Genomic DNA, 12,298 nt, shown 5'->3' with positions numbered 1-12,298 from the left:
ACGTCATGAAGGTGCAAGGCAGGTGCTATTGCGGCAACGTGCGCTACGAGGCCGAGGGCGAACCGATGATGGCGGCGCAATGCCTGTGCCGCGAATGCCAGTACATCACCGGCGGCGGCCCGAACATGTTCATGGCGATGCCGACCACCGGCTTCAAATACACCGCAAGCCAGCCCAAGCAATTCACCCGCAAGGATCTCGAGCGCGCCGTGACGCGGGAATTCTGCCCGGAATGCGGCACCCATCTGGTGACCAAGGTGCCGGGCCTGCCCGCCACCATCCTGAAGGTCGGCACCTTCGACGATCCCAGCGTGTTCACCCCGCAGATGACGATCTACACCTGCGACAAGCAGACCTTCCACCACGTGCCCGACGGCAAGCCGTCATTCGAGAAGCTGCCGGCGCGGTAATCGCCGCCCATCGCGCGCGTATTCCGGATCGAGCCATCCGGGCTACGGTGCTCACACCGCTCAGTCGATCAAGATCTCCTCGGCGGGCAATTCGCCGGGCGCGCCGTCGCGCAAATATCTTTCCAGGATATCGGCAAGCGACAGCGGCGTGAGACGCTCGTCCGCGCTCGCGAGATCGACGATCGGCCACCAGCGGAAGCAATCGAGCACCTTCGCCTCGGCCTCGTCGGTCATCACAGGCACGAATCGATCGGCATGAACGATCCGGTACTCTTCCTTCTGGGAGATCCGCCGGCCGCCCCAGTTGAACGTGTGGTGACGGCGCCAGACGGCGGGGCCGGGCGCAAAATCGACCAGCCCCAGTTCCTCGGCGAGCTCCCGCTGCAACGTCGCTTCGGCCGTCTCGTCGCCCTCGATGCCGCCGCCGGGCGCGATCCAGAAACAGTCGCCGCCATGCGGCGGACGGATCCGCAGCAGCAGGACTTCGCGGGCGCCCGTGATGATGAGCGCCCTGACGGCGCGGCGGTGGATCATGTCCCGGAGCAATTTTCGGTTCGATTTTTTGGGGTCGACGCTGATATCACGCGCCAGCCGATCGTGCGCGCCGCCGATGGTTAATCGCGTCTTAACCTCGCCCTATCTATGGTGATTTGATCGGTTTACGGTCGGCGCCCCTATCCTCCGACCGCAGTGAAAGTGCTGGCATTTCAATCATGGCAATGACCGCCTCATCCGGCTTGGCGCAGGGCGCCGCCGATGCCGCATCCGCCGGCCAGGCCGAGCGTTCCCCGTTCGTGCGTACCACCGAGCTGCTGGCCCCGTACCAGCCGGCTAAGCCCTTGATTACGTTGTCGGTCGGCGAGCCGCAGCACCCGGTGCCCGATTTCGTCGGGCCGGTGCTCGCAAAGCACACCGCCGAGTTCGGCCGCTACCCGATGGCCAAGGGCATCGAGCCGTTCCGCCGCGCGGCCGCGACCTGGCTATCGAGCCGGTTCCAATTGCCGCGCCCGGTCGATCCGGAGAGCGAGGTGATGGTGCTGAACGGCAGCCGCGAGGGGCTGTTCTTTGCCGCGATCACGGCGGCACGCTACGTCTCGCCGCGCAAGGGCCGGCCCGCCGTCCTGATGCCGAACCCGTTCTATCCGGCCTACGGCGCCGGCGCACGCGCGGCCGGCTGTGAGCAGATCCATCTGCCGACCACGCTTGCCAACGGTTTCCTGCCCGATCTCGATTCGATCGACGAGGCGACATGGGCCCGCACCGTGGCGTTCTTCATCGCTTCGCCGGCCAATCCGCAGGGATCGGTCGCCTCACGCGCCTATTTCACGCGGCTGAAGCAGCTCGCCGATCGCCATGGCTTCATGATCCTGAGCGACGAGTGCTATTCGGAGATCTACACCCGCGAAGCGCCGGGCAGCATGCTCGAATGCGCCGGACCCGACTTCACCAATGTGGCCGCGTTCCAATCGCTGTCGAAGCGCTCCAACCTGCCCGGCATGCGCGTCGGCTTCGCCGCGGGTGACCGGAGGTTTCTCGCCGCCTTCCTCGAGCTGCGCAATGTCGCCGCACCTCAGGTGCCGGTGCCGCTGCAACATGTTGCGGTCGCCGCCTATGGCGACGAGGCGCATGTCGAGGAGAACCGCAGGCTCTATCGCATCAAGTTCGATTTCGCCGATCAGATCCTCGGCAATCGCTACGGCTACAAGCGCCCCGCCGGCGGCTTCTGCGTCTGGCTCGACGTCTCCGACCGCGGCGGCGACGAGGAGACGACGGTCAGGCTGTATCGCGACGCCGGCGTCCGCGTGATTCCGGGCAGCTACCTGGCGCGCCAGCAGAGCGACGGTTCCAATCCGGGCGCGGGCTATATCCGCCTTGCGCTGGTCTCCGACAGTGAATCAACGGCCGAGGCGATGCATCGCCTGGTCGAAACCCTGGGTTAATCGCCAAGCGCGAAGATTGAGTATGCCAGCGATCGAACGTGTCATCCCCCTGGTCGGCCATCTGCCGCTCTCGTTGCGCGAGGCGCTGGCGCGGCGACTGCGCGAACTCACCGGGCTCGGCCTGATCGCACTGTCGGGCGCCATCACGGCTGCGCTGATGACATGGTCGGTGCAGGATCCTTCGCTGAGCCACGCCACCTCGCGCGCGATCCGCAACGTGCTCGGCTATCCCGGCGCGATCGGCGCCGATCTCCTGATGCAGATCCTCGGGCTCGGCGCCATCATGCTGCTGCTGCCGGTCGCGGTGTGGGGCTGGCGGATGCTGACGCATCGGCCATTCGACCGCGAGGCGCTGCGGCTCGGCTGCTGGGTTCTGTGCACGGTGATCGCGGCGGGTTTTGCCAGCTGCTGGCCGCACAACACCTCATGGCCGCTGCCGACCGGGCTCGGCGGCGTGGTCGGCGACGCCCTGCTGCGGGCACCGGCCGTGGTGTTCGGCCCGCCCGGCTTCATCTACCGCGTCGTGCTCGGCCTGATCCTGTTCGTCGCGATGGCGGCCTGCTTCCTGTTCGCCTGCGGCTGGGGCGCCAAGGAGCAGGACGAGGAGCTGACGCCGATCTCCGACGACGACGAGCCGTTCGTCGAGGACGAAGACAATGACCGCAGCTCGGTCTCGCTGGGCTGGCTGTTCCACGCGCTGATGAGCGCGAAGGCGCGGCTCGGCTGGCTGTTCGGCACCGCCTATAAATCGCTGGTGTCGAGCGGCGCGCAGGGCCGCAGCGCGGCGTTCGAGCGCCAGGAGCCCAATATCGGCGGCGGCCGTTCGGCACCCTCGATCGCGCCCGCGCATGACGATCACGACGAGGACGAAGACGAGGCCGAGGCTTTCGACGACGAGGAAGAAGAGGACGAGGAGGAGGAGGAAGCTCCCGCCGCCCGCGCCCCGCGCAAGAAGGCCGAGCCGAAGCCGAAGAAGAAGAATTCCGACAAGTTCGAGTTGCCGTCGGTCTCGGTGCTCAGCGCGCCGAAGGCGAGCGATCGCCAGCCGCTGAGCAAGGCCGAGCTCGAAACCAATTCGCGCGCGCTGGAAGGCGTGCTGCAGGACTTCGGCGTGCGCGGCGAGATCGTCAAGGCCAATCCAGGCCCGGTGGTCACGCTGTACGAACTGGAGCCCGCGCCCGGCATCAAGTCGTCGCGCGTGATCGGACTGTCCGACGACATCGCGCGCTCGATGAGCGCGTTGTCGGCCCGCGTCGCCGTCGTCGCCGGCCGCAACGCGATCGGCATCGAGCTGCCCAACGCACATCGCGAGAAGGTTTACCTGCGCGAACTCTTGGTCGCGAAAGAGAGCACCGACTCGGTGGCGAAACTGCCGCTGTGTCTCGGCAAGACCATCGGCGGCGATCCCGTCATCATCGACCTCGCGCGCACGCCGCATATGCTGATCGCCGGTACCACCGGCTCCGGCAAATCGGTCGCGATCAACACCATGATCCTGAGCCTGGTCTACCGGCTGCGACCGGATCAGTGCCGCCTGATCATGGTCGACCCGAAGATGCTCGAACTCTCGGTCTATGACGGCATCCCGCATCTCTTGACGCCCGTCGTCACCGACCCGAAGAAAGCGGTGGTCGCGCTGAAATGGGCCGTGCGCGAGATGGAAGAGCGCTACAAGCGAATGGCCAAGCTCGGCGTGCGCAACATCGACGGCTACAACCAGCGTCTGGTCGAAGCCAAGGGCAAGGGCGAAGAGCTGACACGCACCGTGCATACCGGCTTCGACAAGGAAACCGGCAAGGCGATCTACGAGGAAGAAAAGCTCGATCTCGAGCCGCTGCCCTACATTGTCATCATCGTCGACGAAATGGCCGACCTGATGATGGTTGCCGGCAAGGACATCGAAGGCGCGGTGCAGCGCCTGGCGCAGATGGCGCGCGCCGCCGGCCTGCATGTGATCCTCGCCACACAGCGTCCGTCGGTCGACGTCATCACCGGCACGATCAAGGCGAACTTCCCGACCCGCATCGCCTTCCAGGTGACGTCGAAGATCGACAGCCGCACCATTCTCGGCGAGATGGGTGCCGAGCAGCTACTCGGCCAGGGCGACATGCTCTACATGGCAGGCGGCGGCCGCATCAGCCGTGTGCACGGCCCGTTCGCCTCCGACGAGGAAGTCGAGAAGGTCGTGCGTCACCTGAAGACGCAGGGACAGCCGGAATATCTCGAAGCCGTCACCGCGGAAGAGCCGACCGACGAAGACGGCGCCGTGTTCGATGCCACCGGCATGGGTGGCGACGGCGGCGGCGACCTGTTCACGCAGGCGGTTGCGATCGTCAAGCGCGACCGCAAGGCGTCGACCTCCTACATCCAGCGCCGGCTGCAGATCGGCTATAACCGCGCCGCCTCACTGATGGAGCGGATGGAACTCGAAGGCATCGTGGGACCGGCGAATCACGCCGGAAAACGCGAAATCCTGGTCGGGGAGGAAGAAGGCCAGTTCTGATCGGGGATGATCATCACGGAAAAACCATATCTCCCTCGGAAGAGGCGGGATAAAATCCGGCCAAGCGGGACGCGCGTCGAACAGAGACCTGACATATCTGATGGCAAAACACCTCATTGACCGCGGCGCGCGCACTGCGCTGGTTCTTCTCGTCACCGCCGCGATCGCCGGCGCCGCGACGGCGCAGAATGCGCCGACGTCGCCGAAACCCGCACCCAAGTCAGCGCCGAAGAAGGACGCCGGCGCGCAGAGCAATGCGGACAAGGGCCCGACCACCACGGGCGCCACCCAGCCGCCGCCGGACCCGGTGATTCCCGATCCGCGTCGCAACGTGCCCGCCAACATCTTCCAGACCTTCGACGCCAATCAGAAGGCGCAGGCCGCCAAGGTCTCGGCCTATCTGTCGTCGCTGCAGACGCTGGTCGGGAATTTCGTCCAGGTCGGCCCTGACGGCACCAAGACCAAGGGCGATTTCTACATCCAGAAGCCCGGCAAGCTGCGCTTCGAATACGACAATCCAAGCACCATCGAGGTGATCGCCGACGGCTCATCGGTCGCGGTGCGCGACCGCAGGCTCGCCACCCAGGACATCTATCCGCTGTCGCAGACCCCGCTGCGCTATCTGCTGTCGGACCGCATCGATCTGATGAAGGACACCAACGTCATCAGCGTCACTGCCGACGACGTGTTCGTCAGCATCACGATCGAGGAGAAGCAGGCGCTGGTCGGCACCAGCCGCTTCCTGCTGATGATCGGCGCCAAGGACGGCAAGCTCAAGCAGTGGACCGTCACCGACCCGCAGGGCTACGACACGACGGTTGCGGTCTACAATCTCGACGCGACGCAGAAGCCCGATCCGGGCCTGTTCAAGATCGACTTCACGACCTATCCGGGGTCTTCGCCGGGCTAATCGAGATGCGTCCGGTGGGTTAGCCGAAGGCGTAACCCGCCGTTCCCTCCGCGGAAGCATGGTGGGTTACGCTTCGCTAGCTCACCCTACGCACCGTTGCTGTGGACAAAGCGCCAATCCACGCTGAGAACCGTGCTAAGACGCCGTTCTCATGCGGTTCTCCGTCACCACCTGGAACATCAACTCGGTGCGCCTGCGCATCGACATCGTCGCCAAATTCCTGAAGAGCGCGCGGCCGGATGTGCTGTGCCTGCAGGAGACGAAATGCATCGACGATGCGTTTCCGTTGAAGCGCTTCAAGCGGCTCGGCTATGAGCACGTGGCGCTGAACGGACAGAAGGGCTATCACGGCGTCGCCATCGTCTCGCGTCTGCCGTTCGAGACCACCGACATCAGGACGTTCTGCGACAAGATCGATTCACGGCACATCTCGGTCTCCTTCGGCGAGAAAGCGCAGCTGTCAAAACCGCTGGTGCTGCATAATTTCTACGTGCCGGCCGGCGGCGACATTCCCGATCCCGCGCTCAACCCGAAGTTCGAGCACAAGCTGCAATTCCTCGACGAGATGAAGGCGTGCGAGCCGCTGCATCCGCGCGGCGACGACCGCCACATCCTGGTCGGCGACCTCAATGTCGCGCCGCATGAGAACGACGTGTGGTCGCACAAGCAGCTGTTGAAGGTGGTCTCGCACACGCCGGTCGAGACCGAGAAGCTGCTCGCCGCGCAAGCGCATGGCGAATGGTTCGACATCGCGCGCGAGCGGATCCCGATGTCGGAAAAGGTCTACACTTGGTGGAGCTACCGCGCCGCGGACTGGACCGTCGGCGATCGCGGCCGCCGGCTCGATCACATCTGGGTCTCGCGCGCGCTGAAGGATCAGGTCAGCGATTTCAAGATCACCCGCGACGCCCGCAGCTGGGAGCGCCCGTCGGACCATGTGCCGGTGACCGCGGTGATGGAGGTTTAGGGGTGGCGTCCCTGCCTAGTGCGCAATTGCGCACGGGAGCAGGGACCCATAACCACAGGGTCTTGAAACTGGCAAAGCCGTCGACCCGCGTGCCCAAAGAGAGGCCGCGGCGTATGGGTCCCGGATCGCGCTCGCGATGCTCGCTTGTCCGGGACAACGAGAAATCACGTACTCAGCTTCCCGCCCGCCATCAGAATATCGCTCGCCAGCTGGCTGGTGCGCAGCGCGAGTTCGTCGCGCAGGCGGCGGGCGGCGGCGGGATCGCTTTCCAGCACGCGCTGGAACAGGCTCCGCGCGACGCGGATCACCGAGCCGCGCTCCAGTGCGGTTGCGGTCGAGGGCCGCTTCATCGCGACGATCAATGCGAGCTCGCCGATCAGCGCGCCGGGACCGGCGATAATCTCGGCACCACCTTCCTCGACCCGGAAGGTGCCGCGCTGCACGACATAGCCGGCGTCCGCAGTGTCGCCGGTCTTGAACAGCACTTCGCCTGCATTGAAGTCGCGTTGCTCGGAGCCGATCGCCAGCATGCGCAAGGAGCTGTCGCCCAACAGACGCATCGTCGGGACCCGCTCGAGCAGGGCTACGTCATCATCGATCGACATTCAGGGCCGGTAACCGCGGTGCGCCTCGATTTCACGAATCGTTGAGCGCGAAGCGTATCACGGCACCAGCTTGTAGCCACCGGCTTCCGTGACCAGGATTTCCGGGTTGGCAGCGTCCTTCTCGATCTTCTGGCGGAGGCGGTAGATGTGGGTTTCCAGCGTGTGGGTGGTGACGCCGGAATTGTAGCCCCAGACTTCCTGGAGCAGGGTCTCGCGCGACACCGGCATCTGGCCAGCGCGGTAGAGGAAGCGCAGGATCGCGGTTTCCTTTTCGGTCAGCCGCACCTTGCGGGCGTTGGCGCCGGTCAGCATCTTCGAGCCAGGCCGGAACGAGTAGGGCCCGACCGAAAACACCGCGTCCTCGCTGGCCTCGTGCTGGCGCAGCTGAGCCCGGATCCGGGCCAGCAGCACAGCGAAGCGGAACGGTTTTGCCACATAGTCGTTGGCGCCGGATTCGAGCCCCAGGATCGTGTCGGAATCGGTATCGTGGCCGGTCAGCATGATGATCGGGGCCTTGAAGCCGCCCTTGCGCAGGCTGCGGACCACTTCGCGGCCGTCGGTATCGGGCAGGCCGACATCCATCAGGACCAGATCGGGGGAATTGGCTTTGGCGGCAGTGGCGCCCTTGGCGCCGGTGTCGACTGCGGAGGCTTCGAATTCCTCGTGCAGGGACAGCTGCTCGACCAGCGTATCGCGCAGATCGGTATCGTCATCCACGATCAAGATCTTGCGGGCATTGGCCATAGGTACAATCCTTCGGGGGCGGGGCGGTCAGAAGCGGAGGGCGCTCATGGCCGTAGCATCGGCTAGATATCGTCACAGGTAGGCGATTGTTACCGATTCACAAGGCAGCGCAGTCTACCTCAAATCCGGCGGGGCAGGACGTGAATGTCCTGTAATGCCGGGAGATAGAATGATCTGCTCAGCCAAGGCAAGTTCAGTTTTGAATGATTCTTAAAGGAAGGTCAGCCATTTCAATCACTTATATGACAGTCAAACGTGATCGTCCGCTCACGGCCATCGAGGTCCGCAGCGCCGCCGGCGATCCGCGCCGGGGCTGGCTGACGGCCGATGGCTGGACGGTTCCCGTGGCGCTTGGACGCGGCGGAATCCTCGCCAACAAGCGCGAGGGCGACGGCGGCACGCCGCGCGGCGTGTTCCATCCGCGGCAATTGTGGTGGCGCGCCGATCGGCACCGGCGCCCCGTGACCTTCCTGCCGACGCGGCCGATCCGCCGCGAGGACGCCTGGTGCGAGGATCCCACCGACCGCCATTACAACCAGCCGATCCGGCTCGACCGGGAACAGGCCGGCGACCGCCTGACCCGCGCGGATCACCTCTACGACTTCATCGTCGAGATCGACCACAACACCGCCCCGCGCATCGCCGGCCGCGGCAGCGCGGTGTTCCTGCATCTGGCGCGGCCGAATTTCTCGCCGACCGCGGGCTGCGTCTCGATGACCAAGGCCTCGATGCTGCGGCTGTTGCGGCGGATGTCGCCGAAGACGAACATCATCATTGAATAGATGGCAGGCCATTGGTTTTCCCACGCGACAGACGCGACGCGTTTGTGCTGAGATCACGCGCAACAAAGAATAATTCCCGCGGGAGCAAACCAGCATGCTCGACAGCAACCAGATCACCGCCGCCTCGAAAGTCCTCAGCGAGCACTGGCGCGCGGGAACGAAACTCGGCGCACTCGATAGCGCAATGCGGCCGCGCGATCGCGCAGAGGGCTACGCGGTGCAGGCTCAGCTGGAAAAGACCTCGCGCGAAAAACTGTTCGGCTGGAAGATCGCGGCAACCAGCGCGGCCGGCCAGAAGCACATCAACGTCGCGGGCCCGCTCGCCGGACGCATCCTCGCCGAGACATTGATACCGGACCGCGGCACCGCATCGATGACGGGCAACGAGATGCGGGTCGGCGAGCCGGAATATGCCTTCCGCATGGCACGCGATCTCGCGCCGCGCACCACGCCGTACAGCGTGCAGGAGGTGTTGGACGCGGTCGGCACGCTGCATCCGGCGATCGAGATTCCGGATTCGCGCTTCGCCGATTTCGTCTCCGCCGGCGAGGCGCAGCTAATCGCCGACAATGCCTGCGCGCATCTGTTCGTGCTCGGACCTGCGACACCGGCCGACTGGCGCGCGATCGATCTCGTCGAGGAGCGCCCGACCATCACGCTGGGCGGCGAGCGCTATATCGGCCACGGCAAGAACGTGCTCGGCGATCCCCGCGTCGCGCTCACCTGGTGCGCCAACGAGCTGCGCGCGCTAGGGCTGACGTTGCGGGGCGGCGAAGTCGTCACGACAGGCACCTGCCACCCGCCGCTGCCGATTGCAGCGGGGGATGTCTTCGCGGCCGACTTCGGCGCAATCGGAAAGGTGTCGGTGCAGTTCGCGTAGGCAGCGCGCTCGCCGCACACGACACTAGTTATGCGGCTTCAGTTATGCGGCACGGTGCGCGTGCCAAAAATCGCCGAGCCCACCCGCACGTGGGTGGCGCCCATCGCGATCGCGACCGCGAAATCGGCGCTCATGCCCATCGAGAGATTCTTCAAGCCGTTGCGCGCGGCGATCTTGGCGCAGAGCGCGAAATGCGGCGCCGGCGCCTGGTCGACCGGCGGGATGCACATCAGTCCTGAAATCTGCAGGCCATAGGTCTCGCGACACGCCGCGATGAAGGTATCTGCATCCTGCGGTGCGACGCCGGCCTTCTGCGGCTCCTCGCCGGTATTGATCTGGACGAACAGTTCCGGGTGCTTGCCTTGATTTTTGATTTCCTTGGCTAACGCTTCGCAAATGCTGGTGCGGTCGACCGAATGGATCGCATCGAACAGCGCAACCGCCTCCTTGGCCTTGTTCGACTGCAGCGGCCCGATCAGGTGAAGTCTCACGCCGGGATTAGCCTGGATCAACTCCGGCCACTTACCCTTGGCCTCCTGCACGCGATTTTCGCCAAATACGCGCTGTCCGGCGCCGATAATCGGCAAAATTGCGTCGGCCGCGAATGTCTTCGACACTGCGATCAGAGTCACCGAGGCACGGTCGCGCCGCGCTTCCTTGCAGGCGTGCGCGATCTCGCGCTCCACGGCGGCGAGACCCTGTGGTGAATCAGCCGATAACGGCGCGGTCGGGCTTTGGGTCATGCTTGTGCCGTTCTCTGACAGATGCGGGGGTTGGCTCGAATTTTACCAAATTCGGGAAAGGCTTTTTGAAGCCCTGCATTCTACCTTGGCGCACGGGCAAGGGACTAGAATGTCGGGCGTCACTTTCAACCGCAACCGGGTCAAACTCAAGAAGGTTCTGGGCATTCGCGCCCGGCTGGCCTTGCTTGCGCTGATGCTGGTCGCACCCCTGATGCTCGATCGGATCCGTACGCTGGAGAATTTCCGCACCTCGCAGATCGCGCAGGCCGCGGCCGGCTACGCCAACCTCACCGCACACGCCGCCGAAACCCAGCGCGAAGTGGTCTCCTCGGTCGAGACCATGCTGAAATCCGCCGCCTATATCCGTGCCTCCGGCGGTGTCGCGCAGAGTTGCGAGGTGCTGCGCGCCAGCCTGCCGACGGTGCTGCCCTGGATCCGCAGCATCATGTTCGTTTCCCGGGACGGGCTGGTGCAGTGCTCGACCCTCAACGTCCAGGTCGGGCTCAATGTCGGCGATCGCGAATATTTCAAGAAGGCGCAGGATAATCGCGGCTTCGTGTTCAGCGATTACCTGCGCGGCCGGACCAATGGCCGTCCGATGATGATGGCGGCCTATCCGGTGGCCGCGATCAATCCGGAGCAGGATGCCGTCGTCGTCGCCGGCATCAACATCGACTGGCTGTCGCAGATCATGGCCAATCTCGGCGGCCAGCCCGGCATGTCGGCGGTCCTCGTCGACTCGACCGGCGTCGTGATCGCGGCGCCTGCGGATCATGCCAGCCTGATCGGCCGCTCGCTCGACACCATCCCGTTGATGGCGGCGATTGCCGAGAAGGCGCTGAGCTACGACGAACCATCAGGCTCGGTGTCGTTCACCGCATCCGACGGCGGCCAGCGCACGTTGAGCTTTGCGCGCATCGCCGGCACGCAATCCCGCCTGATCGTCAGCATGGACGAGGCCAAGGTGACCGCGGCGATCAACCGCGAGATCCGCACCGCCTATCTGCAGCTCGGTTTCGTCTGCCTGTTCGTTTTGTTGGGCGCCCTGGTCGGCGCGGAGCGGCTCGTCATCCATCCGATCGAGCTGATGACCAGCATGACGCGGCGGTTCGGCGAAGGCGACTGGTCGGCGCGCGTCGCCAAGCAGAAGCTACCGGCGGAATTCGTGCCGCTCGCGCGTGCCTTCAACGCGATGGCGGCGCAGCTCAGCCAGCGCGAGCGCGAGCTCGTCGCCTCCAACGATCGCCTCACCGTGATGGCCTCGATCGACGCGCTGTCCGGCCTCGCCAACCGCCGCGGTTTCCAGAGCCGGCTCGATTTCGAGTGGATGCGGGCGCAGCAATATGAGTGCGAGCTGTCGCTGATGATGATCGATGTCGATCACTTCAAGCTCTACAACGACACCTACGGTCACCCCGAAGGCGACGCCTGCCTGACCAGGATCGGCGAAACGCTGGCGGGGATCGCCGCCGACACGATGGGCTTTGCCGGCCGCTATGGCGGCGAGGAATTCTGCCTGCTGCTGCCGAACACCGACGCCGCGCATGCGCTCGCGATCGGTGAGACCGTGCGCACCGCAGTGCTCGGCCTCGCCGTGCCGCACGCATCCTCGAGCCATTGCGTCGTCACCGTCAGCGTCGGCGTCGCGACGACCAAGCCGAACGAGACCCAGCGCCCCGGCGATCTGATCGAAGCCGCCGACGCCGCCCTCTACGCCGCCAAGCGGCGCGGCCGCAATGCCGTGATCGAGCACGGCTTCCTGCAGACGCTGGATGAAGCCGGGATGGCGCTGGCGAGCTAACTGTATCGCCGCG

12 protein-coding genes are annotated in these 12,298 nt (G+C 65.2%); 8 read left to right on the top strand and 4 right to left on the bottom strand.

The annotated features are described in order from the left end of the window. Positions 1 to 5 precede the first annotated feature (5 nt). Positions 6 to 410, top strand: a complete 405-nt coding sequence (locus tag JQ616_RS26795; protein WP_207834147.1) for a GFA family protein — start codon at positions 6 to 8, stop codon at positions 408 to 410. Between the two features lie 60 nt (positions 411 to 470). Here JQ616_RS26795 and JQ616_RS26790 read toward each other — a convergent pair whose 3' ends face one another. Beyond that, positions 471 to 944, bottom strand: a complete 474-nt coding sequence (locus JQ616_RS26790; protein ID WP_212019734.1) for an NUDIX domain-containing protein — start codon at positions 942 to 944, stop codon at positions 471 to 473. 179 nt (positions 945 to 1,123) lie between these two features. Between JQ616_RS26790 and JQ616_RS26785 the strand changes: the two genes are divergently transcribed. The 4 genes from JQ616_RS26785 to JQ616_RS26770 all read left to right on the top strand — a co-directional run bounded on the left by JQ616_RS26785 (position 1,124) and on the right by JQ616_RS26770 (position 6,730). Then, positions 1,124 to 2,350: an aminotransferase class I/II-fold pyridoxal phosphate-dependent enzyme gene (locus JQ616_RS26785; protein ID WP_212019732.1), complete on the top strand. Its 1,227-nt coding sequence runs from the start codon at positions 1,124 to 1,126 to the stop codon at positions 2,348 to 2,350. 16 nt (positions 2,351 to 2,366) lie between these two features. Beyond that, positions 2,367 to 4,853, top strand: coding sequence for a DNA translocase FtsK (locus JQ616_RS26780; RefSeq protein WP_212019729.1), 2,487 nt, complete (start codon positions 2,367 to 2,369; stop codon positions 4,851 to 4,853). 100 nt (positions 4,854 to 4,953) lie between these two features. After that, positions 4,954 to 5,763 (top strand): outer membrane lipoprotein carrier protein LolA, encoded by an 810-nt coding sequence (locus JQ616_RS26775; RefSeq protein ID WP_212019727.1) that lies wholly within the window; start codon positions 4,954 to 4,956, stop codon positions 5,761 to 5,763. A 151-nt stretch (positions 5,764 to 5,914) separates the two neighbouring features. Continuing rightward, a complete protein-coding gene (locus JQ616_RS26770; RefSeq protein WP_176534509.1) occupies positions 5,915 to 6,730 on the top strand; it encodes an exodeoxyribonuclease III in 816 nt (271 codons plus the stop codon). A 164-nt stretch (positions 6,731 to 6,894) separates the two neighbouring features. Here JQ616_RS26770 and JQ616_RS26765 read toward each other — a convergent pair whose 3' ends face one another. Both JQ616_RS26765 and JQ616_RS26760 read right to left on the bottom strand, forming a co-directional pair. Next, entirely contained in the window at positions 6,895 to 7,335 is a 441-nt protein-coding gene (locus JQ616_RS26765; RefSeq protein ID WP_050627983.1) for a Crp/Fnr family transcriptional regulator, read from the bottom strand. 57 nt (positions 7,336 to 7,392) lie between these two features. Next, positions 7,393 to 8,079, bottom strand: coding sequence for a response regulator transcription factor (locus tag JQ616_RS26760; RefSeq protein ID WP_016841446.1), 687 nt, complete (start codon positions 8,077 to 8,079; stop codon positions 7,393 to 7,395). 242 nt (positions 8,080 to 8,321) lie between these two features. Here JQ616_RS26760 and JQ616_RS26755 point away from each other — a divergent pair, with 242 nt between their 5' ends. Beyond that, complete coding sequence (locus JQ616_RS26755; RefSeq protein ID WP_212019725.1) at positions 8,322 to 8,861, top strand: L,D-transpeptidase family protein; 540 nt, start codon at positions 8,322 to 8,324, stop codon at positions 8,859 to 8,861. A gap of 94 nt (positions 8,862 to 8,955) precedes the next feature. Next, positions 8,956 to 9,741: a 2-keto-4-pentenoate hydratase gene (locus JQ616_RS26750; protein ID WP_212019723.1), complete on the top strand. Its 786-nt coding sequence runs from the start codon at positions 8,956 to 8,958 to the stop codon at positions 9,739 to 9,741. A 38-nt stretch (positions 9,742 to 9,779) separates the two neighbouring features. Here JQ616_RS26750 and JQ616_RS26745 read toward each other — a convergent pair whose 3' ends face one another. Further along, a complete protein-coding gene (locus JQ616_RS26745; protein ID WP_212019721.1) occupies positions 9,780 to 10,484 on the bottom strand; it encodes a YggS family pyridoxal phosphate-dependent enzyme in 705 nt (234 codons plus the stop codon). Positions 10,485 to 10,593: 109 nt separating this feature from the next. Here JQ616_RS26745 and JQ616_RS26740 point away from each other — a divergent pair, with 109 nt between their 5' ends. Continuing rightward, entirely contained in the window at positions 10,594 to 12,285 is a 1,692-nt protein-coding gene (locus tag JQ616_RS26740) for a sensor domain-containing diguanylate cyclase (protein ID WP_212019719.1), read from the top strand. Positions 12,286 to 12,298 lie beyond the last annotated feature (13 nt).

Source organism: Bradyrhizobium tropiciagri (genome assembly GCF_018130545.1).
Lineage (GTDB): Bacteria > Pseudomonadota > Alphaproteobacteria > Rhizobiales > Xanthobacteraceae > Bradyrhizobium > Bradyrhizobium tropiciagri_A.
This window is presented reverse-complemented; position numbering and strand designations above follow the sequence as displayed.